Annotated in this window: 25 protein-coding genes and 1 riboswitch; of the genes, 8 read left to right on the forward strand and 17 right to left on the reverse strand. The window is 50.6% G+C overall.

The genetic code is table 11. The features are described from left to right. The first annotated feature begins 24 nt into the window (after positions 1 to 24). Entirely contained in the window at positions 25 to 804 is a 780-nt protein-coding gene (locus LMED105_RS05975; protein ID WP_008249250.1) for a membrane protein, read from the forward strand. Between the two features lie 103 nt (positions 805 to 907). Continuing rightward, positions 908 to 2,374, forward strand: coding sequence for a Do family serine endopeptidase (locus LMED105_RS05980; RefSeq protein ID WP_050771172.1), 1,467 nt, complete (start codon positions 908 to 910; stop codon positions 2,372 to 2,374). 11 nt (positions 2,375 to 2,385) lie between these two features. Here LMED105_RS05980 and LMED105_RS05985 read toward each other — a convergent pair whose 3' ends face one another. The 4 genes from LMED105_RS05985 to LMED105_RS06000 form a co-directional block, all read right to left on the reverse strand. Next, the gene (locus tag LMED105_RS05985) at positions 2,386 to 3,711 is read right to left on the reverse strand and encodes a HAMP domain-containing sensor histidine kinase (RefSeq protein WP_008249261.1); all 1,326 of its coding nucleotides are present in this window, start codon (positions 3,709 to 3,711) and stop codon (positions 2,386 to 2,388) included. After that, a complete protein-coding gene (locus tag LMED105_RS05990; RefSeq protein ID WP_008249264.1) occupies positions 3,687 to 4,352 on the reverse strand; it encodes a response regulator transcription factor in 666 nt (221 codons plus the stop codon). The genes LMED105_RS05985 and LMED105_RS05990 overlap by 25 nt, the downstream gene beginning before the upstream one ends. Further along, positions 4,333 to 5,535 carry an MFS transporter gene (locus tag LMED105_RS05995; RefSeq protein WP_008249266.1) on the reverse strand — a complete coding sequence of 401 codons (1,203 nt, stop codon included), beginning with the start codon at positions 5,533 to 5,535 and terminating at the stop codon, positions 4,333 to 4,335. The genes LMED105_RS05990 and LMED105_RS05995 overlap by 20 nt, the downstream gene beginning before the upstream one ends. 93 nt (positions 5,536 to 5,628) lie before the next feature. Beyond that, on the reverse strand, positions 5,629 to 5,970 hold the full coding sequence (locus LMED105_RS06000) for a PepSY domain-containing protein (RefSeq protein WP_040512442.1): 342 nt from the start codon (positions 5,968 to 5,970) through the stop codon (positions 5,629 to 5,631). A gap of 102 nt (positions 5,971 to 6,072) precedes the next feature. Between LMED105_RS06000 and LMED105_RS06005 the strand changes: the two genes are divergently transcribed. After that, positions 6,073 to 7,116 carry an AI-2E family transporter gene (locus LMED105_RS06005; protein WP_008249269.1) on the forward strand — a complete coding sequence of 348 codons (1,044 nt, stop codon included), beginning with the start codon at positions 6,073 to 6,075 and terminating at the stop codon, positions 7,114 to 7,116. 30 nt (positions 7,117 to 7,146) lie between these two features. Here the strand turns inward: LMED105_RS06005 and LMED105_RS06010 are convergent, their stop codons facing one another. Beyond that, on the reverse strand, positions 7,147 to 7,905 hold the full coding sequence (locus LMED105_RS06010; protein ID WP_040512544.1) for a membrane protein: 759 nt from the start codon (positions 7,903 to 7,905) through the stop codon (positions 7,147 to 7,149). A gap of 117 nt (positions 7,906 to 8,022) precedes the next feature. Continuing rightward, a riboswitch (yybP-ykoY riboswitch) is annotated at positions 8,023 to 8,193 on the forward strand. A 5-nt stretch (positions 8,194 to 8,198) separates the two neighbouring features. Here LMED105_RS06010 and LMED105_RS06015 point away from each other — a divergent pair. Both LMED105_RS06015 and LMED105_RS06020 read left to right on the forward strand, forming a co-directional pair. After that, positions 8,199 to 8,777 carry a TMEM165/GDT1 family protein gene (locus LMED105_RS06015; protein ID WP_008249274.1) on the forward strand — a complete coding sequence of 193 codons (579 nt, stop codon included), beginning with the start codon at positions 8,199 to 8,201 and terminating at the stop codon, positions 8,775 to 8,777. Further along, positions 8,767 to 9,495, forward strand: coding sequence for a phosphatase PAP2 family protein (locus LMED105_RS06020; protein WP_156799563.1), 729 nt, complete (start codon positions 8,767 to 8,769; stop codon positions 9,493 to 9,495). Before LMED105_RS06015 ends, LMED105_RS06020 begins: the two co-directional genes overlap by 11 nt. Here the strand turns inward: LMED105_RS06020 and LMED105_RS06025 are convergent. From LMED105_RS06025 to LMED105_RS06065, 9 genes are all read right to left on the reverse strand, one after another. Next, on the reverse strand, positions 9,404 to 11,029 hold the full coding sequence (locus tag LMED105_RS06025) for a phosphoethanolamine transferase (protein WP_008249278.1): 1,626 nt from the start codon (positions 11,027 to 11,029) through the stop codon (positions 9,404 to 9,406). The two genes, LMED105_RS06020 and LMED105_RS06025, sit on opposite strands and share 92 nt — an antisense overlap. A gap of 68 nt (positions 11,030 to 11,097) precedes the next feature. Further along, entirely contained in the window at positions 11,098 to 11,427 is a 330-nt protein-coding gene (locus LMED105_RS06030; protein ID WP_008249281.1) for a YnfA family protein, read from the reverse strand. Between the two features lie 34 nt (positions 11,428 to 11,461). Continuing rightward, positions 11,462 to 11,854: a hypothetical protein gene (locus LMED105_RS16170; protein WP_156799564.1), complete on the reverse strand. Its 393-nt coding sequence runs from the start codon at positions 11,852 to 11,854 to the stop codon at positions 11,462 to 11,464. Between the two features lie 25 nt (positions 11,855 to 11,879). Next, positions 11,880 to 14,999, reverse strand: coding sequence for an efflux RND transporter permease subunit (locus tag LMED105_RS06040; protein ID WP_008249284.1), 3,120 nt, complete (start codon positions 14,997 to 14,999; stop codon positions 11,880 to 11,882). Between the two features lie 12 nt (positions 15,000 to 15,011). Next, the gene (locus LMED105_RS06045) at positions 15,012 to 16,124 is read right to left on the reverse strand and encodes an efflux RND transporter periplasmic adaptor subunit (protein WP_008249286.1); all 1,113 of its coding nucleotides are present in this window, start codon (positions 16,122 to 16,124) and stop codon (positions 15,012 to 15,014) included. Between the two features lie 2 nt (positions 16,125 to 16,126). Then, positions 16,127 to 16,705 carry a hypothetical protein gene (locus LMED105_RS06050; RefSeq protein ID WP_008249288.1) on the reverse strand — a complete coding sequence of 193 codons (579 nt, stop codon included), beginning with the start codon at positions 16,703 to 16,705 and terminating at the stop codon, positions 16,127 to 16,129. After that, positions 16,702 to 17,949: a TolC family protein gene (locus LMED105_RS06055; protein WP_083797114.1), complete on the reverse strand. Its 1,248-nt coding sequence runs from the start codon at positions 17,947 to 17,949 to the stop codon at positions 16,702 to 16,704. The genes LMED105_RS06050 and LMED105_RS06055 overlap by 4 nt, the downstream gene beginning before the upstream one ends. Before the next feature lie 85 nt (positions 17,950 to 18,034). After that, complete coding sequence (locus tag LMED105_RS06060; RefSeq protein WP_008249293.1) at positions 18,035 to 18,373, reverse strand: hypothetical protein; 339 nt, start codon at positions 18,371 to 18,373, stop codon at positions 18,035 to 18,037. A 40-nt stretch (positions 18,374 to 18,413) separates the two neighbouring features. After that, positions 18,414 to 19,037, reverse strand: coding sequence for a cation transporter (locus LMED105_RS06065; protein ID WP_040512550.1), 624 nt, complete (start codon positions 19,035 to 19,037; stop codon positions 18,414 to 18,416). A gap of 78 nt (positions 19,038 to 19,115) precedes the next feature. On the opposite strand from LMED105_RS06065, the gene LMED105_RS06070 reads away from it, so the two are divergent. Then, positions 19,116 to 19,508, forward strand: a complete 393-nt coding sequence (locus LMED105_RS06070; RefSeq protein ID WP_008249297.1) for a MerR family transcriptional regulator — start codon at positions 19,116 to 19,118, stop codon at positions 19,506 to 19,508. Positions 19,509 to 19,801: 293 nt separating this feature from the next. On the opposite strand, the gene merR is transcribed toward LMED105_RS06070, so the two are convergent. After that, complete coding sequence (gene merR / locus LMED105_RS06075; protein WP_008249299.1) at positions 19,802 to 20,209, reverse strand: Hg(II)-responsive transcriptional regulator; 408 nt, start codon at positions 20,207 to 20,209, stop codon at positions 19,802 to 19,804. Positions 20,210 to 20,278: 69 nt separating this feature from the next. Here merR and LMED105_RS06080 point away from each other — a divergent pair, with 69 nt between their 5' ends. Beyond that, complete coding sequence (locus tag LMED105_RS06080; RefSeq protein WP_008249301.1) at positions 20,279 to 20,593, forward strand: mercuric transporter MerT family protein; 315 nt, start codon at positions 20,279 to 20,281, stop codon at positions 20,591 to 20,593. 18 nt (positions 20,594 to 20,611) lie between these two features. Beyond that, entirely contained in the window at positions 20,612 to 20,821 is a 210-nt protein-coding gene (locus tag LMED105_RS16985; RefSeq protein ID WP_008249303.1) for a GDCCVxC domain-containing (seleno)protein, read from the forward strand. Between the two features lie 91 nt (positions 20,822 to 20,912). On the opposite strand, the gene LMED105_RS06085 is transcribed toward LMED105_RS16985, so the two are convergent. Beyond that, positions 20,913 to 21,770 carry a sterol desaturase family protein gene (locus LMED105_RS06085; RefSeq protein ID WP_008249305.1) on the reverse strand — a complete coding sequence of 286 codons (858 nt, stop codon included), beginning with the start codon at positions 21,768 to 21,770 and terminating at the stop codon, positions 20,913 to 20,915. A gap of 73 nt (positions 21,771 to 21,843) precedes the next feature. Continuing rightward, positions 21,844 to 22,578: a helix-turn-helix domain-containing protein gene (locus LMED105_RS16175; RefSeq protein WP_156799565.1), complete on the reverse strand. Its 735-nt coding sequence runs from the start codon at positions 22,576 to 22,578 to the stop codon at positions 21,844 to 21,846. Positions 22,579 to 22,606: the final 28 nt, after the last annotated feature.

Raw genomic sequence — 22,606 nt, forward strand, 5'->3', positions numbered from 1 at the left:
GTGACACACCGAAGGGGAAACAACATGAACAACGGCAATAAACCCGGTATCGGGAAATTTTTACTGAACAAGGTGCCTGAAGTCACCTTGTTATTTTGGCTCGTCAAGATGATGTCGACGACCGTGGGTGAAACTGCGGCAGACTTTTTAAACTTCAATTTGAGCTTTGGATTAACGGCTACCTCAGTGGTGGTGGCCGTTCTCACTGCGATTGCTTTGGGCGTGCAACTTCGGACCAAACGTTACGCCCCCTCGGTATACTGGTTAAGCATTGTGCTGATCAGCGTACTGGGCACCTTGATCACCGATCACCTAACCGACAACTTGGGTATGCCATTGATGGCTTCAACTGCCGCTTTCTCGCTGGCTCTTGCCCTCGTGTTTGCCTTGTGGCATCGCCGTGAAGGTACGCTGTCCATTCACCACATTGATACACCTGCCAGAGAATGGTTTTACTGGCTCGCGATTCTGGTTACCTTTGCTTTGGGCACGGCTTCGGGCGACTGGTTCGCAGAGGGTTTGAACTTGGGTTACGCCAATTCCACATTGGTGTTTGGTGCCTTGATTGCAATGATTGCAATTGCCCGTTTTCGATTCAAGATGAATGCGGTGTGGGCCTTCTGGCTTAGCTACATTCTTACGAGGCCATTGGGCGCATCCTTTGGCGATTGGTTATCGCAACCAGCCGACAATGGCGGGTTGGGCTTGGGCACCACACAAACAAGCCTTGTATTTTTAACCCTGATCGTGTGCAGTGTGACCTGTTTAGCGTATCAAAATAAAAAACTCATCCGTTCAAAGTAAGCTGCGTAGCCTAATTCAGAGCTAAGTTTTCCTGCGCATGATGAAGCCATTCCGGTTGGTATTCAACTGGTTCATTGTTGTCACTCTTGAAAGGAACGAGACCATGACTTCTTCATACTCAAACAGCAAACGCCCCTCACGCCTGATGTTGGCCTTGATTGCCGCAGGCATGTTGGGCGGGGCAAGTGCCAGCTACTTCAATGGCACCCCGGCAACGGCAGCTACACCCCTGCTAGATAAACAGGGACAAGCGCAAACTCAAAATACCACACTGCCCGACTTTGCCCAGATTGCACAGCGTTACGGCGACACGGTGGTGAACATTAGTGTTCGGGGAATCAAGCAAAATGTAGCGCAAGCCGGTGTATCGCCAAACGATCCCATGTTCGACTTCTTCAAGCAGTTTCCCAATCCCAACGGTCCGGATAGCGGCCCAGTACCCACCTACGGGCAAGGCTCCGGATTCATTGTGTCCCCAGATGGTCTGATCCTGACCAACGCGCATGTGGTTCGGGATGCTTCCGAAGTGGTGGTCAAGCTGAACAACCGCAAGGAGTATGAAGCCAAGTTGTTGGGCAGCGACTCAAGAACCGACATTGCGGTATTGAAAATCGACGCCAAGAACCTGCCTAGTGCCCCATTGGGCAACCCGGATGCGCTTCAGGTCGGCGAATGGGTTCTGGCCATTGGATCCCCTTTCGGCTTCGAGAACAGCGTAACAGCCGGCGTGGTCAGTGCCAAACGCCGTTCACTTCCCGAAGACAGCTTTGTACCATTCATCCAGACTGATGTAGCAGTGAATCCGGGGAACTCAGGCGGCCCGCTTTTCAATTCCAAAGGTGAAGTGGTTGGCATCAACGCGCAGATCTTCAGCCAAACCGGTGGCTACCAAGGTTTGTCTTTTGCCATACCAATCGATCTTGCCAACAAAATCAAGGCCGAGATTGTGGCCACGGGACAGGCAAGCCACGCCCGCTTGGGTGTTGCAGTTCAAGAGGTCAACCAGAGCCTTGCAGATTCTTTCAAACTGGACAAGCCCGAAGGTGCGCTGATTTCCAGCGTCGACCCAACAAGCCCGGCGGAACAAGCCGGCTTGCAGTCTGGCGACATTATTTTGCGGGCCGATGGTAAACCTATTGTGGCCTCCGGTGATTTGCCCGCCTTAATTGGTGCTGCCAAGCCCGGTCAGAAAATGACGCTTGAAATTTGGCGGCAAGGTGAAGTCCTGAAACGAACCGCTCAACTTGGTAATATCGAGAAAGATGTGGTGATAAGTGCCCAGAAAACAGATGCTGTTGGCGAAGGCCGCCTTGGCCTCGCACTGCGGCCCTTGCAGCCCGATGAACAGCAGCAGGCTCAGGTGCAAAACGGCATGCTGATTGAGCAGGTGCGCGGTGCAGCAGCCATGGCAGGCGTACAGCGGGGCGACGTGCTGATCGGGATCAACGGGGTTCGTGTAAACAACATTGAGCAGGTTCAAGACACGATGAAACAGGCCAAAAAATCAGTGGCTCTGCTGGTTCAGCGCAATGGACGAAAAATTTTCCTGCCTGTGAGGATTATTGGTTGATTAAAACAGGATCAGGACTTGGGGTGTTTGCTGAAATACACCTTCACCACAAGTCCTGTTGAAAATCTGCTTGAGTCCAGCAATTCAATTTTTCCCCCCAACCCGTCCACTAAGCCTTTCACAATCGCAAGGCCCAAGCCCGAACCGGTTTGCTCAAGACCGGATACTCGGAAGAATGGGTCGAACACCCGCTGGCGATCCGCCTGCGCAATGCCGGACCCATTGTCTTCTACGGTGAAAACCACCCAGTCCGGTTCGTGATGAATTCCCAGATCAACCATGCCGCCTGTTCTGCCATACCGAATAGCGTTGTCCACAAGGTTACGAACAATCAGCAGCACTTCCGTTTCTTCCGCATGCACAAGGGCATCTTGTGTGTCCTCGTCCATGCCCAAATCGACACCCTTGGCCTGGGCCAAAGGCATAGCGTCCTCTAGCACATGGGTGCACACTCCGAGCAAGGAAATAGGGCCACGCTCCACAACCGGGTTGCTCTGTGCCCGGGCCATGCTGAGCAACTGGCCCAACAGGCGCCTGCTTCGCTCAATGCCCTTTTGCAAACGGACGGCTCGCTCACGCGCTTCGGGATTCAAATCGCAGGCACTCAAACGCTCGGCCTGCAATGACAGCGCCGCGATGGGCGAACGCAATTCATGCGCTGCATCGGCCAGGAACCGCTGCTGGTTTTGTACTGACTGTGCAACCCGCACAAACAGCCGATTGATGGCATGAACAAAAGGCTGAATTTCCCGTGGCAAGTTTTCTTCCGGCACCGCGTGCAACTCCAGATCCCCACGAGAATCGATCTCTTGGGCCAACACACCAATTGGCAGGAATATTTTTCGCACCAGCCAGGTCACCACCAAAAGAAGAATGGGTACCAAAATCAGCAATGGCAACAGCGTGCGAATCGCGCTGTCATTTGCAATTTCATCGCGTAACTCCGTTTTCTGGAGAATGGCGATTCGCGCAGTGTCTGGCAAGGTTCTAATGAACGCGCGATATTTTTTTCCCGATTGATCAAGCGTGTGCAAACCATCCACTAAGCCAAACAAAACCGGATCTGAAAACGGATTCAGGTTGAGGATGAGCAGGTCAGAATCTGTATCACTTCCGCGGTTGCCATTCACCAGAATAATTTCATCTGCTGAGGGAACGTGATCAATCAGCGAAGCAGTCTGCCTAAGACTTTCGTCTTGCAGTTCATGGGCTTCATCAAATGCAAACAAGAATGATAACGCCCCGGTAACCACTGCCACCAGCAGAATGGCCGCCGACAGGTACACCGACAACCAGAATTGAATTGACCTGTTTAATTGCTTTTTTGAACCATCCAACCCACACCCCTCACATTCTTGATTGAATCGGCACCCAGTTTTTTGCGCAAGGCATGAATCAAAAACTCGATGGCATTGCTTTCCACTTCTTCACCCCAACCATACACGCGGTCTTCAAGATCAGCTCGGGACAGTATGGCACCCGGGCGAATCAGCAATGCGTGCAACAAGGCATATTCCCGATTACTCAGTTGCACCGGCTCGAGGTCAACCCGCCAGGCCTGTCGGGTTGAGGGATCCAGATTCAATATCCCATTGCCCAACACTGGCGCAGCGCCGCCCGACTTGCGGCGCACAACTGCACGGATTCTGGCAAACAGTTCGGCCATTTCAAAGGGCTTTAAAAGGTAATCGTCTGCGCCATGATCCAGGCCCTGAATGCGGTCAGACAACTGGTCGCGGGCAGATACAATCAGCGCAGGAATTGGATTGTTGCTGGCTCGAATGGCTTTCAGCACATCCATACCATCGCGCTGCGGCAAACCAAGATCCAACAACAACAAGTCATAGTGCTGGGTTTTCAGGGCACTGAGTGCGGTTTCACCATTCTTGACCCAATCCACGGCGTAGGAAGCATCTTTTAATGCATCCTGCACTTCTTCTCCAATCATGGGATCGTCTTCAACCAGTAGCACGCGCATTGGAGTTTTCCTTGTTCATAACAATCAACACCATGGCAGCAGCGGCAAAAAAAGCCCCTGCATAAAACGGGAACGCTGCACCCCAGCTGTCCCAAAGCCAGCCCGCCAACACACTGGCGACCAATGTAGTTAGTCCGCCGACAAGACTAAAGACTCCAAATGCCGTGCCTCTTAAACCCGCTGGTGCGGTTGCTGCAACCATGGTGGAAAGCAGCCCCTGGGTAATACCCATGTGCAGGCCCCACAACAGAATACCGGGCAACAAGGCCTGCCAGGATTCACCCAAGGCCAAAAACAAGTCAGCTACAACCAATGCTGCCAAGCCTAGAAACAGCAACCTGGTATGTGAGATTCGATCTGAAAGTTTTCCAAATGGATACGCTGACAAAGCAAAAACCAAATTCATGACAATCAACACAAGCGGAGCCCATGTCACAGACAAGCCAGCTTGTTGAACACGCAACACGAGAAATGCCTCGCTGAACCTGGCCAGCGCAAAAGCGCCGCCAATGCCGACAACCCACCAATAGTCCCGCCCCAGACTTCGAAACGTGCGCCAATTGATGGGGGCTCTCGCACCTCTTTCACTTGCTTTCTCGGGCTCTGCCACACCAAAGTACAGCAAGGCCACAGCAAGCACAGCCGGAATAACCGCCACCCAGAACACGGCCCGGAAATCATTGGCCCACAACAGCATCAACCCAACGGCCAGCAAGGGGCCAGAAAATGCGCCCACAGTATCCAGTGATTGCCTTAAGCCATATGCGGCCCCGCGTGCTTCGGGGCGGACCAAGTCAGCGACCAGTGCATCTCGAGGCGCACCGCGAATGCCTTTGCCTACCCGGTCAACAAAGCGAGCCCCAAACACCATTCCGGTGCTGCCCGCCATTGCAAAAAAAGGTTTGCTGATGGCACCAAGGCCATATCCAAATACAGCCAAAGCCTTGCGTTTCCCCAAATAATCGCTCAATGCACCTGAAAACACTTTGACCACCATGGTGGTCGATTCGGCCACACCTTCAATCACGCCGACCAACAAGGCGCTGGCCCCCATCACGGTTACCAAATAGACCGGTAACAGGCTATGAATCATTTCCGAAGAAATATCCATCAACAAGCTGACAAAACCCAATACCCAAACGCCGCGAGGAATGACTGAAGTGGTGGCCGAATTGAATTGCATAGATCACGTTTGTTTGTGTTCCGGAAGGTGCCAATATGCCATGGCTTGCAAAGCGCCGGGCATGGTTTTGTTGCCATACCCGACTATTGCACATCAATCGTCGTCATCCTCGCCATCGGCCTGATCCAGTTTCGATGACAAAACCTTGGCGCTGGCAGCATCCACTTTAACGTCGTACACCTTGTGGTCTGCGGTAACCACTTCGACATCATAAACCGGACCGCCCGAGGTCTGTTGCTCAAGCTCCACCTGAACAGCTTTACCCCCTGCATGCTGTTCCGCTGCCGCAATGGCCTGAATCAATGTAACCTTTGCTTTTGAAAACAAAGCCACTGCATCGTTCGGTGGTGGTTCCTTGCTGGCGTATGCAAGGCTTCCCCCGGCAATCGCGCTTGCGGTTACAATCAGGGCGGTAAATAATTTTCTCTGTTTCATGATTTCACTCCGTGGTTGAAAGTCAATCAAGCGGGTTTGCTTGCGACAGTTCCCACTTTGCCCATGCAAACTTAGCGCAACATTAGTTCATTCATCCAAAACATGACACCCTCGAACTTTTCACAATCCGCCCACGAGTTTTCATTAAGCAGGGTACTGATCGTTGTTGTATGGATTTGTGCCGCATGGTTCTCAGTGCTTGCGTTGCACCTTACACCGGCCGTTTTCGCGATCTTGATCACTTATGGGGCCACTACACGTTTGGCACATCGCCTGAAAGCTTGGCTGCCAGCGCTTCGTCACGTTGAGGCAATCGCTTTGTTGCTGGTTTTGTCAGCCATTGCTCTGGGTTTGGGTGCCTCACTGGAATATCTGCTGGAATCGGGTTCAGCCAACGTGGGCGTGCCTGCGGTGCTTGAACGTTTGTCTAAGGTACTTGATGAGTTGCGCCTTGCCCTGCCTGCCGCCTTGTCGGCTCATGTGCCCGCTTCAATTGACGGGGTTCGTGCCGCAGCGGCTGCCTGGCTTCAAAATCATGCGAGTCAGCTTCAAACCTGGGGAGGGCACACTCTTCGCGGTGTGGGCTATGTACTCGCAGGCACCGTGATTGGGGCCTTGTTAAGCATTCAACTGAACCGATCAACCGGTAAGGTGAGCAGCAAACACCTGCCACGCTTGCTTCGCCTGCGCTTTGACGAACTGATTGAAAGTTTCACTCACATTGTGTTTGCACAATTCAAAATATCCGCAATCAACACTTTGGCCACTGCCATTTTCCTGCTGGGTGTGCTGCCCGCTTTGGGTACACCCATCCCCTTGGCAGGTACTTTGGTCAGCATCACATTTGTGGCGGGCATGATTCCGATTGTGGGTAATCTGGTGTCAAACACAATCATTGTTGCAATCGCCTTGAGCCAATCATTGACCATGGCAATTTTGGCGTTCATATGGCTGGTGGCGATTCACAAGGTTGAGTATTTTTTGAATGCGCACATCATTGGTTCAAGTATCCGTTCCAAAGCTTGGGAACTGTTGCTGGCCATGCTAGTAATGGAAGCACTGTTCGGGTTGGCTGGCCTAGTTACTGCACCCGTGCTGTATGCACAAATCAAGCACGGTTTGTACAGCCAGGGCTGGCTGGATTAAGCCTCAATGCCAGCCCGGCACAGTTTAAGGTTAATGCGCTTTTGAGCTCGCTTTCTGCTTGAAAGCCAACAGGCACACCACAATAAAACCCAGCAACACGGCCGATGCGGTGTACCGGCTTAGCGCAAGACCACCCATGTCAACCGGCTTGTCAAGGTAATCGCCCACCACAGCGCCAAGGGGTCGGGTTAGCACGAAGGCAAGCCAGAACAGGGTTGTTCTGGAAACACTAGTGAAGAAATACGCACCGACGACAAGCAGCAAAAGTCCACTGAACACCATTGCACCCCCGGTATACCCCAGGCCGGCAGTATCGGCGGTCCAATCGCCCAGCGCTGTGCCCAGTGTTTGCGAGAACATTATGGTGATCCAGTAAAACATTTCTGCTTTTGGGGTGTTCACCGAACTAACAGACACCGTACCCATGGTTCGATACCAGGCAAACAGGGACACGATCAGTAAGGTGGACAAAATTGCGGTTCCACCCGCATAACCTACCCCCAAGGACCTGTCCGCAAAATCCGCAAGTGTGGTGCCCACCGTGGTGGTGGCAATAATGGTGGTCCAATACAGAAATGGGTGAAATCGATCCGCCTTGATTTGTGCAGCGACCGCGATGAAGAAAACTACCGCGAAAATTACTGTGCCCATCAAGTAGCCCAAATTCATGGACATCGACACAGCATCGCCCCCTGTTTCACCCAGTGTGGTGGCTGCAATCTTGATTACCCAGAACAGCAAAGTCACTTCAGGTACTTTGCTCAAAGCCGCTCTGGCGGTTTCCTTCAAGTCGTGGTTTTGCATGCCGGTGTTCTCCAATCGATTAAATGATGGTGGACTGTTCGCTTATTTCGATTCGCCTGAAATTCACAGAATTTGGAAGTTTTTACGATTCCGGTTAACATACCATCACTCATTGGGGAGTAGCCTCCTTTTCTCGAAAAGGGCTTGCATCAACATACTTGGCCCAAAAGCCATGGTGCAAGCGGTTTCCACACTTGGCAAGACCTTTGACTGCATTTCCACCGCTTCGGCCTGGGTGGAATGTGGTCATTTGGTTCTCAAGGCCGTGGAATTTTGTAATGGAAGCTTTTCTCGTGTCCACCGGTGTTGTTGCACTGGCTGAAATCGGTGACAAAACCCAATTGCTGGCCTTGCTTCTGGCTGCGCGTTTCAAAAAACCCATTCCTATCATTCTTGGCATTTTGTTGGCCACCCTGCTGAACCACGGCTTGGCTGGAGTAGTGGGAGGCTGGGTCACGGCGAATGTTGGTGCGCAAACTTTGAAATGGATTTTGGGTGCGTCGTTCCTGGCGATGGCTGTGTGGGTGTTGATTCCTGACGAGATTGACGATTCTGGTTTGTCTTTCACCCGTCGGCTTGGCGTTTTTGGCACCACATTCATTGCGTTTTTTCTGGCTGAAATGGGCGACAAAACACAGGTTGCGACTGTGGCCATGGCGGCTCACTATGCCAGTGTGTTTTGGGTAGTGGTTGGCACCACGCTGGGCATGCTGATCGCCAATGTACCGGCTGTGTTGCTTGGCGACAAGCTAACCCAAAAAATTCCAGTGCGATGGGTACACATCAGCGCCGCTATCTTGTTCGCCTTGCTGGGTGTGGCAACCCTCACAGGGCTTGGAGATCAATTTGTTTTCTGAAAACTCACGTCCCATGCACCACTGGGCAGCTTGGACGCTGCTCGGTGTGTTCATCGTTTTTTTGAACCGCTACACCGGCTGGGATCAAGCCATTTCCAATGTATTTTTTGACCCGCAGGCAGCCAGTTTTCCACTGAAGCAAAACCAGTGGCTTAGTTTGCTGTTGCACGACGGGTTGCGCTGGCTTGCCGCGGGCATCTGGCTGGTTTTTGTTTTGCTACTTTGCTTAAAGTCTGTCAGGCAGGTCTATTGGAAAGAAATTCTTTTTATCCTGTTGGTTAGCTTGCTGGCCGCGCTGGTGGTGAGTGTGCTCAAAGCCCTGTCTTCACACAGTTGTCCCTGGGATTTAAACCTGTATGGTGGAGCAGCCGATTATTTTCGGCTGTTTCAAAACACCCATGCTGTTGCAAACCCGGGGCCTGGAAAATGTTTTCCCAGCGGGCATGCATCCACCGCATTCATGTGGATTGTGTTGCTGTACAGCCCAATGCCGTGGCTAAAGCGGCATCAAACGACAGTAGCCATCGTGGTGCTGTTCATGGGCGGGCTGGCCAGCGGCGTGCAAATTGCCAAAGGAGCCCACTTTACAAGTCATGTGCTTGCCACCGCGTGGCTTTGCTGGGGGGTTAGCTTGCTCGCCGTTGACGTTCGAAATACGCTTTCAAGGCATCGGTGCGCTGCGCGCACACGCCACTTTCCACCTCGAAAGTCAACATGAGCGAACAAAACAAATCGTCGTGCGTGAAAGGATAATCTTTGACCAGCCTCAAGTCTTCCGTGCGGTAGTCAAAGTTTTTTCCGAACCACAATAGTGACGCCACATGGGTTTGTTCCTTGGGTGAAAACACATAAGGTGCACCGTGCAAATACATGCCCTTTTCACCCAAGGACTCACCGTGGTCGCTCACATACAGCATGGCGGTCTCATGGCTTGCATCAAACTTTTTCAGCAATGCAATGGTTTGCGCCAAAAAATAATCGGTGTACAAGATTGCGTTGTCATAGGCGTTGTTGATTTCCTCGTCGGTACATTTTGACAATTCATTGGTTTTGCACACCGGGGTGAACCGCTCGAATTCTGGCGGGTAGCGCTTGTAGTAGGCGGGGCCATGGTTGCCCATTTGATGCAACACAATCAACAGGTCTTTGCCGGGGTGTTTGCGTATGTGTTCCTCCAGCCCAACCAGCATACCGGTGTCCCGACATTCGGAATCGCACACCGGATTGATGGCCGGGTCGCGAAAATTCTCGTAGGGCAAACGAACAGCAACACCCTTGGAATCGGAATTGTTGTCGCGCCATAAAATTTCAACACCCTGGCGTTTCAGCACATCGAGTACATTTTCAAATTCATGCACGGTTTCGCCATCAAAGCCTTCGCGCCCAGCCAGAGAAAACATGCAGGGCACCGACACGGCGGTCGACGTGCCACATGAATTAACATTGCTCAGAGAAACCACGTCTTCTTTGCCCAGCGCTGGGTTGGTGGGCTTGGTGTAGCCATTCAGTGCAAACCGGTCAGCACGCGCCGTTTCGCCCACCACCAAAACAATCAGTTCTTTGGGGTGCTGCGGGGGTTCATCATTCAATGCAGCGTCTGGCGCAACTGCTTGCACCACCACGGGGCCAGCACTGCCTTTGATTTTGCTGCTTGCCAGGCGAATGGCCGAGTAAGTGAAGTAAGTTGGGTTGGCGTAAAAGCGCAGGCTTTTGTGTTCACGAAAAAACGAAGCGTATTGAGAAGTAAATGGTACGATCAGCAGTACCATGCCAACCAGCAAACACAAACTGAATAGTGTTTTTGCACGTAGTTCTGTTACGAAGCCTGCAGTCTTGGGCATGCGGCGCAACACATACCAGGCAGGCAGCACACCCAGGCCCAACAGGTAAAGCAGCATGGAAGTTGAGAAAAGATCTCCTGCTTCGGAAGCATTGGTTTGCAGGGTATTTTCCAGCATGGTCTGGTCAATCACCGTGCTATAGGCCGACATGAAATACGCTGCCATGCTTGAAGCGAGCAAATAAAAGGCCAACACCCATCTAGCCGCACGTCCATGGCAAAGCCAAAGCAGCATGAAAGTGGTGGCCAGGGTAAACAACAAAAGTACCGAACTGACGAACAACAAGTTACCGTCGCTAAGCGGGTAGGCCAACAGCAACTGGCTTGCAAAGCTGCCATTGGCTACCAGCATGAGAAAAACTGAAACACCGGTGATCCAGCGGTTTTGTGCATTAAGAATGTTGTGCCACATGTTTATCCAAAAAATAATCAAAAATTGGGTCAGGGATGCACTCGAGTTGATTGCGATAGTTGTTCGCGCTACGGGCTTGGTTGCAACATGATAACCGCCATGCCCGCCAAAGCCAGGCCTGCGCCAGCAATGTCCCAGCGGGTCAAACTGATGCCTTCAATCCAATAAAGCCAAAGCAGCGCTACTGTAATGTACATTCCGCCATAGGCGGCGTAGGTACGCCCCGCAGCCGAAGGGTGCAAAGTAAGCAACCAGGCAAACAAAACAAGAAACCCGATGGCCGGAAGCCATAACCACGGGGACCTGTCTTGTTTCAGCACCAGCCAGGGTAGATAACAACCTAGGATTTCAGAGAGGGCTGTAAGTGCAAACAGAGTGGTGAATTTAATTAGCTCCATGGCAGTACAGCCCTTATCGGTGACAATATTCGGATTATTTTGATTTGAATCGAACGGTTATCCGTTTCTTGTTGGAAAACTCCACCGTGGTCAAAGCAGTAAAGGCTGAGGTTTTCAGTTCAACACCCTCACCTTGAAGCATGGTTGAATTGCCAGTTAATGCAACTTCTTTCTTTTGCCCACCATTCAACAAAATCACTTTGCCAGAGGCCTCGCTGAAGTCTACGGCCTTGCCGTGATCCATGGCGTAGAGCGAAGTGCCTTCGGGCTTTACCACCAACTCAAACTCTATGTGATTGCTTTCAGATACGACACCGCCGTGCTTGGGCTCCATGCTGTGTATGTCTTTTCCTTGCGCAATTGCAGATACGGTATTTAAACCGAAACCCAATACCAATGCACACCACAGCAATTTGATTGATTTCATCTTCATCTCCATTCTGTTTAAAAAATTACAATGCTTGAGCATCGGATTGCTCCATTAACCTCTCGGCATCCTTGCGCCCAAAAACCCAAAACAATGCTGGCGTTAAAAAGGTATCCAGCAAGGTTGAACTGATCAGACCAGCAAAAATTACAACTGCAACCGGGTGCAAAATTTCGGTGCCCGGGCGCTCTGCCTCAAACAGCAATGGTGCCAAAGCAAATGCAGTGACCAGTGCCGTCATCAACACGGGACTTAACCGTTCCATGGATCCGCGCACGATCATGGACTGGGTAAAACTCTCGTGTTCGAATCGCATCAGGTTGATGTAGTGGCTCACCTTCAAAATGCCGTTGCGAACTGAAATACCCGCAAGCGTGATAAAACCAATCAATGCAGCCACTGACAAAGGCTGTCCGGATAACCACAAGCCAAGAACTGCACCTACCATGGCCAATGGAATATTGCCCATGATGATGGCCGACAAGCGCACCGACTGATAACGGCTGTAAAGCACCGCAAACATCAGCACGAGTGAAATGATTGACAGAAAACCGACTAAGCGTGTGGCTTCTTCCTGAGCCTCAAACTGGCCGCCCAGAGTAATGAAATAGCCTTCCGGTAAATTAGTATTTGCAACTGTGGTACGAATGTCTTCAACCACTTCGGAAAGCGCTCTGCCTTGGGCGTTGGCAGAAATCACGATTCTCCGTTTGCCATCATCACGACTTATCTGGTTGGGGCCATCACTGTCTTCAATGCTGGCCAACAAAGACAATGGAACTGCACCCAAGGGGGTCGGTATCAGCAAAGTCTTGAGTTGCTCCAAACTGCGGTCTTTTTCTGCCAGTTTCAAAACCAGGGCAAAACGCCGGTTGCCTTCAACCACCTGAGTGATTTTCTCGCCCTCAATCAAAGCCTGTAGAGAATGCAACACTTCCGATGAAGACACACCATACCGGGATGCGGCATCGTAGTTGATCCGCACTTTGATCTCTGGTGCGAGTACCTGCTTCTCGACTTCCAGATCAACCAGCCCATCAATTGTTGACAGCTCTGCACGCAGAGTTTCAGCGGTGCCACGCAAGGTATCCAAGTCTTCCCCGAATACCTTGATCGCGATTTGCGAACGTACACCGGAAAGCATGTGATCAATGCGATGTGAAATGGGCTGCCCTACCGCAATAGCCGCCGGCAAGTTCTGGAGTCGTTCGCGTATTTCCGCTTGTAACTCCGCCATGGGGCGAGTCATGTCACCGGCAGGAATCAACCCCAAATCCAGTTCGGACACATGCACACCTTCGGCATGTTCATCCAGCTCCGCACGACCACTTCGCCGCCCAATGTGTGTAATTTCTGGAATGTCTTTGAGCAACACTTCCGCTTGAGAGGCCAATTTCGAGGACTCTTCCAAGGTGACGCCAGGATTTAACCTCATACCGATCAGCAAGGTGCCTTCATTGAAAGGCGGAAGGAATGTTTTAGCAAAAAATGGTACTGATGCGCCTGCAACAATTACCGCAATCACACCCGCCCAAATCGCCGCTTTCGGGTTATTCAGCACTCCAGACAAGCCAACCTGATACTTGGACTTTAACCAAGCCAACACGCGAGTATCGCCATGATCAAGATCCTTGATGCCTGGCAACAGGTAATACGACAACACGGGTGTCACCGTGACAGAAACCACCAGCGATGCGAGGGTAGACACGATAAACGCAATGCCCAAGGGCACAAACAACTTGCCTTCAATGCCAGGCAAAGCGAACAAGGGGATGAACACCAACACAATAATCACCGTGGCGTACACAATACCTGTTCTTACTTCAAGCGATGCCTTGCGCACAAGGCCCACCAGGTCGAAAGCAACACCAGGGTGTTTCGCCCGTTGTTCCTTCAAACGGCGAAGAATATTTTCTACGTCTACCACGGCATCATCGACCAAACCACCAATGGCAATGGCCAACCCACCCAGCGTCATGGTGTTGATGGAAAGTCCAAAATACTCAAACACCAAGGCGGTGATGAAAATAGACACAGGGATGGCAACCAGTGCGATCACGGTCGGGCGAATCGTACCCAAGAAAAAAAACAGCACTGCAGCTACAAATATCGAAGCGCCAATCAGCTTTCCTTGCAAGGTGGAAATTGAGGCCTCAATGAAACTGGCCTGTCTGAAAGTCACACGCGGTGTTTCCATTCCTTCTGGCAAGCTGCTGCCCATGGAAACCAGGGCCTCTTCAATCCTTTTGGTTAAGGCAATGGTGTCAGCGCTTGGCTGCTTTTGTACGCCCAAAATTACAGCGGGTTTGCCTTCAAACCCGGCATCACCCCGTTTAACTGCGGCCGCAAAATCCACCTTGGCGACTTGCTTGAGCAGCACTGGCACACCGTCTTTTGAACCTACAGCCACCTTTCCAAGGTCCTCCAAAGAGGACGTTCTTCCAAGGTTTCGAATCAGGTACTCACGGCCATTAAGCGCCAAAAATCCGCCCGATGTATTGGATGCAAAACCGCTCAAGGCCTGCTGCAGGTCCTCAATGGTAATACCCAAATTAACCATCCGCTGCAAATCTGGTTGAACCTGAAACTGGCGTACTTCACCACCAATCGGGATCACCTGTGCCACGCCTTGAATCGATAACAATCGGGGGCGAAGCACCCAATCAGCATACTCGCGCACTTGCATGGGTGTGGTCTTGCTCGAATCAATCGGTATGGCGATTTGCATGATCTCGCCCATGATTGAACTGACTGGCCCCATCACCGGTGCCACGCCTGCAGGAATGGATTCCTCCAGGCTGGAAAGCCGCTCAGATACCATTTGACGTGCCCGATAAATCTCAGTATCCCAATTGAAAGTCACGTAAATGAACGAGAGTCCGGCACTGGATACCGAGCGAATGACCTCGACACCCGGAAGACCGTTCAAAGCTGTTTCCAAAGGAAACGTAATTAATTGTTCGACTTCCTCCGAAGCCATACCACCGGCTTCAGTAATCACGGTCACCGTTGGTTTGTTCAGATCGGGAAATACATCAACCGGTGTTTGGGTCAGCGTATAGGCCCCATACACGGTCAAAATAAGCGCGCCGAGAAGTACCAGCAGCCGGTTCTTCAGGCTGCTGTCTAATAACATTTGAAACATGTCGGCGCCCCCTTATCGAACCTGGTTGATCAAGGTCGAACCTTGAATCACCACGCGTTCATCACCGGTCAGACCGCTTCGTACCAAAACCTCAACGCCGTTCAACGGCTCAGTCAACACCACCTTGGGCTCGAACAGTTCCGGTTCTTTCTTGACCCATACAATGGTTTGATTGGCAGCGTTTTTAACCACCGCAGCACTGGGTATGGCAATACCGTCTATCTGATCTACTAGCTCCCCATATACTTTCAAAAGTTGCCCTGTCGGAAAGCGGATACTCTCAACATCGCGGGCTTCAAATACCAAAGACAGCGACTGATTTTTTACGCTGCTGGCTGCACCCACGTAATTTAGTTTTAAAGTTTTTTCACCTGCAGGAATCTGAGCGGAGGAAAACTGGGGAACAGCGTTGGGCTCAAACCAAGTGGCTTCAATACGAACCACTTTGGGATTCACGATTTCAAACAGCACATCGCCTTCAGAAAAAACCTTGCCAGCAATAGCTGCTGTCGAAGCAACAACACCGTTTGACAAAGAACGAAGCTCCTCGCGCGAGCCAATACCGCCAGATACCGCAGACACTTGCTCACCAAGGCTATGTACCTGCGCTTGGGTGGCTTGAATTTCTTTCTTGGGTACGGTGTCAGCCAGTAGGGTTAACCGATCCAAGCGTTGTTTGGCCAACGCCAATTCAGATTTCAATTGTGACAATTGCGCCAGTTGGGCAGACTTTTCAAGGGGGGCTTGGGGGGTCTGGATAAATCCCAAAATTTGTCCTTTCGTTACCGGCTCCCCAAGTTTCGGAACACCATTGCTGGAAGGCACAAAAAAACCTCCCAGGCTGGTTTGCACCACACCGCCCGATTGGGGATCCAGCGCCACTTGACCATTCATTTCAATTACCTTGGCCTGTGGTTTTACTTGCACAATTTGTGTTCGCAAATCCAACTGCCGTTGTGCCGGTTTTGGCAGGAACACTTCACCCGTAGCAAGTCGCTTGGGACCATCCCCAGTGCTGGCAACGGCTGCTTCGTCGCCGTGATCGTGCCCAGGGCCCGCGTACACAGAAAGCGGCGCTGACAAGCTGAATGCCAATACAGAGAGAACAAACTGTTTTTTCAACATGATTATTTCTCTCCCTTTGATTTAAGACGAAGATATCCGACCACGAACAAGGCGAGAATCAACAATCCACCAATCCCGTACAAGACTATTATCGAGAGACGTGACTGCACTTCTTCAACACTATCGAGATCGTCGTGGTGACCAACAATCAGATCCCCAGCCAAAAGATCGATATCCTCGCCTGCAGACACAGTCATGCTCACAGCCACAGTCCCTTCCTCGATTCCCTCGGGTAACTGCGCATCAAACTCGCCTTCACTGTGCAATTCAACGGGCACCTGTTGACCGTTCAGTTCCAGTTCCAACTTGGCGTTTTGCACCGGTGCATTGGTGGCTGCATGGTCGATGTAAATTTCAAGCATGCGACCTTTCAAAATGCCGACCGCCTCGAACAATTCTGATTCCATGACCACGCGAGGCGACGCTTCACCAGCAGCAACAGGTGCTTCATCACCGTGGTCGTGACCCGGACCTGCGTACGCTATCGCAGAGAAGAGAATCGAGCTGGCTAGCACTGCGGCTGACAACATATAGGTTAAAAATTTGATTTTTTGCATGACGTTGATCTCAATATTGTTCATGGTAGAAGCCCCAAGGCCTGTTTGTAGGCAGAAACTTTTGCGGCATATTCGATGGCAGATTTCCGGGCCAGCTTATCGGCCTCAAAGGCCTTCTGTTCGGCAAGAAGCAAGGTGGGCAAATCGGTTTCACCTAGATCAAATGACTTTTTGTAGAGTTCAAAGGTTTTCGCCGCCAACTTGGCCTGCTCTTGAGCAGAGGCCCTGAGTTGAGCAAACATATCCAAATTACTTTCAGCAACGCGACCAAGAACAACTATCTGTCGCTGGGTTTTTGTTAATGCGGCTTGAGCAGCAATGCTTTCACTTTCTGCCTGCAATACCCGGCTTTGATATTCCGACGAGTTGCCCAAAGGAATTCGCGTTGAAATCACCAACGACTTTTCGCTCGCCGAGGTGAATGCACCACGATCGCTGATGATGGCCAAACCCACCTCAGGATTCGCCCGCGCTTGGGTTTGCACCAAATCGCTTTGTTGTTGCTGGGCCATCACCTTAAGCTGTGCCAACTTGATAGCGGGGTGATCAAGCGGTTTCAAACCATTGGGAATGTCGGTGCTCTCGGTTTGAATCCGTGAAAGTATTGAAACAGGCAAACCGATGGTGGCTGAATAATCAGCACTGACGTCACCCAGAATGCCTTGAGCGCGAAGAAGTTCAGCACGGGATTGCTCATACAATGCGGATGCTTGATAAAAATCGGTTTGGGCCAAGTCACCGGCCTTAACCCGCTTTTCAACATCGACCATCAATTCTTTGGCTGTTTTCAGTCGCGCTTGGGCAATCTCAACATCAAGATTCGCCCCCAAGGTATTCCAAACTGTTTGCCGAACGAGGCCTGCAAGCTCCAGTTTCTTTTGTTCAAGCTGCAGCTGGACCAACTCAATTTCTGTGTCTCGCAATGATTGGGTACGCGCCCTCTCGTTCCAATTCCAGATGGGTGCGGACACACCTAGCTCGATTTCTCGCAAGCCTTGGTTGTTGTAGTTCCGGTCAGATCGATACGATCCTTCCAGAGAAAGTGGTTGGGCAGTCAAGGCGCTGGCCGCACTCCTTCTCGCTTTGAATGCTTCAATGCGCTTCAGTGCCGACTGCACTTCTGGATCGATGCTCAATGCTGATTCAAAGGCGTCTTGAACAGTTAATTCGGTTTCCACTGGCATGGATTGTTGTGCAAACGCAGGTATAGATGCGTTAAACAGCAATATGACCAAGCAAGTGGACACCACGCGATGTGGTGAATACATGGGTAATTTCTCCAAACAAAACAGATGAACTGCCCTTTTCGGTCTGCACAAGCAGGCATCAAAGGGTGGCTAATTCAGGTTTTGTTCAGACCCACTTCGGGCGTTCTATGCGGTTTGACGAGAAGGATTGAAAGCCGTTGAACTCTTCAGGTTCTTGGTCCAAGGCATTGGGAAGTGTGGCAAAAGTCAACAAACTGGGCAGTACGCTCACACTGTGGGCGTGGCAATGGTGGTGATCACCATCGCAGGTTTGGTCTTGCTGCTTGTTGTCCTGCTGTTGATACTGATGAGAGTCATGTGCAGCGTGGTGATCATGCCCATCGTGGGTATGAAGCACTGCCTCAATCGCAGATTCATGCTCTGCGCCGTGTCCGTTATAGGTTTCCACCGCTGCAAGCGCTGCTTGAAGCGGTAATACCAACATGAGAAGGACAAGGAAAAATTTTTTCATGAGCGTAAGAGTATCACACACTGGTTTGGTTCAATTCGCGCCATGCTTGCGCGATGATGGTTCTAGCCGCGGTAATACCCAGAGTAGCCATTAACACAGCAACCACCAAATCAGGCCATGCACTGCCGGTCCAGGCAACCAAGCCAGCAGCGGCGACCACAGCCACATTTCCAATCGCGTCATTGCGGCTACAAAGCCACACCGATTGCATGTTTGAGTCACCTTCACGCCATTTGTAAAGCATCAAAGCTACAGCCACATTGGCAACAAGCGCCAACACCGCTATCACTCCCATCGTCAAAGGTTCAGGAACTTGCCCAGTCCAAAGGCGATAAGCAGTGAAAGCCAAAACGCCTACCCCGAAAATTCCGAGTGTGGCACCTTTAACAAGGGCCGCCTTGGCACGAATCGAAAGTGCCATGCCCAACACAAAAAGGGAAACGGCGTAATTCGCGGCATCACCAAAAAAATCAAGCGAATCGGCCAACAGGGAGACCGAACCCGCTTTCAATCCTGAAGCCACCTCAACGATGAACATGCCCAAATTGACAATCAGAGCAACCCACAACACTTTTTTGTAGGTTGGTGAAACTGTTTGGGCAGGCTGATGGTCGTGACATGTTGAACAACCAGGCATCTTGATCTCCTCGTGAAATTGCAATATGTTCATTAAAAACCCTAAAGTAGCTTTAGAGTCAAGCTCGAGGAGGAATTGATGAAAATCGGTGAATTAAGCGAGAAGTTGGGAATAACGGTGGAGGCAATACGCTATTACGAGAAGGAAGGCCTGCTTTGTGCACCAGACCGAACCGCCTCCAACTACCGGGTTTACGGCGAGCATCATCTCGAAGATCTAGCATTTGTGGTGTTTTGTCGCGGTATCGACATTTCATTGGATGAAATACGCTCTTTACTGAAACTCAAACATTCACCCCGTGAGTCATGCGAGCCAATTAACGAGGCTATTGACGACAAATTGATTGAGATCGACAAAAGGATCAGCAGACTTCAAGCACTTCGGAGCGAATTGCAACGTTTGCGTGCCAAATGCTTGGGTCACAACACAATAGCCCAATGCGAAATCATAAAAACATCGTTAATAATTTAGTTAGGTATCGAACGTTCAATTAAAGAAGTGCAGATAAACGCACTAGTCGCTTTTTACTAGGCTCAACGCCACGTGAGAACAAAAATCGACCACTGTCTGTCTCTGCGTACAAAGCTGGAAACAAATTTAATATCAACCTTGTCTTACCATTCAAGATGGTCATTAGCATCAATCTAGCTTGCGTTGGCTGATGGCTTCGTCATTGTCACCTAATCCAGTAGGTCTATAAATTCGCGGCAAACTTTACACAAATCGACGCAGTATAGGTAACCCTTTAGGCCTGAATGATGGAATTAATCTTCACCCACCAATGCGTCAATAATGGGGCAACTGGTCGAGTCGTCTGCTGCATTGCACCGAGCCACAAGCTGCAACAATGTATCTTGCATTTTAGTCAGGTCGCGGATTCTCTCGCTAACAGATTTCAGCTTGCTTTCGGCCAGATCTTGGGTTTCGCGGCAGGAACTAGCGTTGCTCAAAACCAGCAGTTCAGACACCTCTGCCAAAGTAAAACCCAATAACTGGGCGCGTTTGATAAAGCGGATCCGCTTAACGTCGCCGACACCATATTTACGAATACCGTGCAGGGGCTTGGCAGGCTGTGCCAACATGCCCACGCGTTGATAGTAGCGAACCGTTTCAACATTCACGCCTGCTGCCTGGGCCAACCCGCCAATGCTCAATATGTGTTTTTGAATCATGCCTATTGACTCCGTACTTGGGTACGGCTTTTACAATACCATTTTCACACTGCATTCAGAGTAATCAACATGAAACCACTTCAAAATACCGGCACCCTGATCGCAAGCGCACTGGCGGCATTCGGGGCTTCCATTTGTTGCCTTGGCCCGCTTTTGCTGCTGGCTGCAGGAGTGGGGGGTAGTTCGTCGCTGGGCATGGTCACCGCCCTGGAACCCTATCGACCCGTTTTTATCGCCATCACGCTCGGTTTGCTGGCGCTGGTTTATTACAAAATGTTCTGGCGCAAAACTGGTTGCGAGAGCTGCAACCGTGGCCAGAAAATGCTTTTCTGGGTCATCGCAGTGCTTTCACTGCTCTTGCTGGCCGTGCCATGGTTCATGTAAAAATAAGGGGAAAGTGCCATGACTGACGTTGTACTTGAATCGATTTTGACCTGCCCAAGCTGTGGCGTAAGCACGCCGTGTATTATGCCCACAAACGCGTGCCAGTTTTTTTTCCAGTGTGGGCACTGCAGTACGCTACTCAAGCCCAAGCCGGGCGATTGCTGTGTATTTTGCTCATATGGGTCGACGAAATGCCCGCCTATTCAGAAAGGCAATTCGTGTTACTAGACCACGAATCCTGGTGACGGGAAAAAACCGAGAATGCTCGAAATGATGTCGATAAACCTGAGCCATTTTTATTCCTTAATTTGGAATGAAGTTATCCATGTTTTTTAACACTTGTTTTTCTCCGAAAAGGCCAAGCAATTTGTTTCAAGTATGTGGTTGGCATTTTTTCACGCATGCCAACCTCCCCTTTTTTTACGCCGTTGACTGTGTGATGGAAAGTTCTGAAAAGTTGATCCCAAATCATCCAAAACTCGCCAAAGTTGACTTGAGAATCCTCGTACTCTTTCTTGTGATGCCAGCGGTGGATTTCGGCTACACCGAGAATATTTCTTAATGGGCCAACTGTGTAGTCTAAGTTTGAGTGTTGGAACGCCAAATGGACTGCAATTATCGTGTACCAACATCCAACCACCTCCGCAGGAGCTCCTAAAAAAATTGCTAAGAGTGTTCCCGGGCCAGCCAAAAGCAAAGCGCTCAGAGGGTGGCGGCGCTCACCATTAAGCCAGTACAGGCGTTCGGCGCTGTGATGCAGTGCATGGAGTTTCCACAAATAATCATTTTTGTGGCTCAACCAATGCATCAACCACAGTCCAAAATCAATGATGAGACCGGCTACGAATACCTGAGCCCATAGTGGCAAAGTGTTTGGCCAAACTTTTGAGAAAGGAACAAGTACACGAATAATCTCTGCTATTTCAACGCTTGCAAAAATAAACCCCAAGCTAAATGTTGCGTGAAGAATATCAGGAAGGGTATCTTCATGGTCTAGGTTCCAAGATGGTTCGTACGGCAAGACCCTTTCCAAGATGGCCACTGCGCTCATGCCTGCACCAGCAACCAAGATGGCATACGGCCAATGAGAAATACCTGCTTCAATTAATAAGAGCTGAGCAAAGGCGGTGATACCGAAAATAATCGGATATGAGCCCAAGCGAACTAATTCATTCATGACGGATTCCCCAAGATTTGTTGATGAACGCCAATACTCAACGAATCTGTTCCCTTTGTATTGAATGAAAGAGCTACCGATTTTTATGGCTTGTTATTGCCGTTTGGGCGCTCATGTAGGTAATTCCAAACGCATGTGCAAACGCCCGGCTCATGTGAGCCTGATCACTAAATCCTCCAGCGAGGGCTGCGTCGATTGGAGACTCTCCCGCTAGCATCGCGTTAATCGCCAAACGGAGTTTTAGCCATTTTTTGTAACTCCTAACCGGAATTCCGAGTTGTTCCACGAACCAATGTGAGAATCTGGAAGGCGACATACCCGCGATCTCTGCCAAAGAGAAGCGGTTTGTGTAATCTTCCTCATTCAAAGCAGAATTTATGCGGGAAAGTACAGAATATATTCTTGAATCCATTGTTTGACTTGGACGCAAGACAGTCAGTATCGCTTCTAGAGGGTTTTTTGCATTGACCAACGTCTTAAGGCAACTTGTGAGCTCTAAAGCCCCCCAACTGTCATTTAGACCTGAGCTTGGGTCAACCAAATGGTCGAACAATCGGGATGCTGGGTCAAAGTAAAACGAGCAAACTTTTCCGGTCACAAGGCGATGTTCGACGTTGGGTCTGAAATATGCAGCTTGAACAGATAAACAGTCTAAACCTGGTATCTCCACATAAAAAGTATCCTCTAACGCGATGGTGATTTGGGCTGCCCAGTGCCGATGCATTGTGTTGTCTCCGACATTGCCTCGGAATACACCGATGCCGTCTGCAATCAACAAGTCACCCATCCAGTTCGTTTTTTCACTCACGTGAAACTCTACCCAAAAGACAACCGGG

It is taken from the genome of Limnobacter sp. MED105, from assembly GCF_000170915.1.
In the GTDB taxonomy this organism is placed as follows: domain Bacteria; phylum Pseudomonadota; class Gammaproteobacteria; order Burkholderiales; family Burkholderiaceae_B; genus Limnobacter.

Coding starts and splice junctions, on each gene's coding strand:
- LMED105_RS05975 (WP_008249250.1), top strand. CDS start 25: ATGAACAACGGCAATAAACCCGGTATCGGGAAATTTTTACTGAACAAG.
- LMED105_RS05980 (WP_050771172.1), top strand. CDS start 908: ATGACTTCTTCATACTCAAACAGCAAACGCCCCTCACGCCTGATGTTG.
- LMED105_RS05990 (WP_008249264.1), bottom strand. CDS start 4,352: ATGCGCGTGCTACTGGTTGAAGACGATCCCATGATTGGAGAAGAAGTG.
- LMED105_RS05995 (WP_008249266.1), bottom strand. CDS start 5,535: ATGCAATTCAATTCGGCCACCACTTCAGTCATTCCTCGCGGCGTTTGG.
- LMED105_RS06000 (WP_040512442.1), bottom strand. CDS start 5,970: ATGAAACAGAGAAAATTATTTACCGCCCTGATTGTAACCGCAAGCGCG.
- LMED105_RS06005 (WP_008249269.1), top strand. CDS start 6,073: ATGACACCCTCGAACTTTTCACAATCCGCCCACGAGTTTTCATTAAGC.
- LMED105_RS06015 (WP_008249274.1), top strand. CDS start 8,199: ATGGAAGCTTTTCTCGTGTCCACCGGTGTTGTTGCACTGGCTGAAATC.
- LMED105_RS06025 (WP_008249278.1), bottom strand. CDS start 11,029: ATGTGGCACAACATTCTTAATGCACAAAACCGCTGGATCACCGGTGTT.
- LMED105_RS06030 (WP_008249281.1), bottom strand. CDS start 11,427: ATGGAGCTAATTAAATTCACCACTCTGTTTGCACTTACAGCCCTCTCT.
- LMED105_RS16170 (WP_156799564.1), bottom strand. CDS start 11,854: ATGAAATCAATCAAATTGCTGTGGTGTGCATTGGTATTGGGTTTCGGT.
- LMED105_RS06040 (WP_008249284.1), bottom strand. CDS start 14,999: ATGTTTCAAATGTTATTAGACAGCAGCCTGAAGAACCGGCTGCTGGTA.
- LMED105_RS06045 (WP_008249286.1), bottom strand. CDS start 16,124: ATGTTGAAAAAACAGTTTGTTCTCTCTGTATTGGCATTCAGCTTGTCA.
- LMED105_RS06050 (WP_008249288.1), bottom strand. CDS start 16,705: ATGAACAATATTGAGATCAACGTCATGCAAAAAATCAAATTTTTAACC.
- LMED105_RS06055 (WP_083797114.1), bottom strand. CDS start 17,949: ATGTATTCACCACATCGCGTGGTGTCCACTTGCTTGGTCATATTGCTG.
- LMED105_RS06060 (WP_008249293.1), bottom strand. CDS start 18,373: ATGTTGGTATTACCGCTTCAAGCAGCGCTTGCAGCGGTGGAAACCTAT.
- LMED105_RS06065 (WP_040512550.1), bottom strand. CDS start 19,037: ATGCCTGGTTGTTCAACATGTCACGACCATCAGCCTGCCCAAACAGTT.
- LMED105_RS06070 (WP_008249297.1), top strand. CDS start 19,116: ATGAAAATCGGTGAATTAAGCGAGAAGTTGGGAATAACGGTGGAGGCA.
- merR (WP_008249299.1), bottom strand. CDS start 20,209: ATGATTCAAAAACACATATTGAGCATTGGCGGGTTGGCCCAGGCAGCA.
- LMED105_RS06080 (WP_008249301.1), top strand. CDS start 20,279: ATGAAACCACTTCAAAATACCGGCACCCTGATCGCAAGCGCACTGGCG.
- LMED105_RS16985 (WP_008249303.1), top strand. CDS start 20,612: ATGACTGACGTTGTACTTGAATCGATTTTGACCTGCCCAAGCTGTGGC.
- LMED105_RS06085 (WP_008249305.1), bottom strand. CDS start 21,770: ATGAATGAATTAGTTCGCTTGGGCTCATATCCGATTATTTTCGGTATC.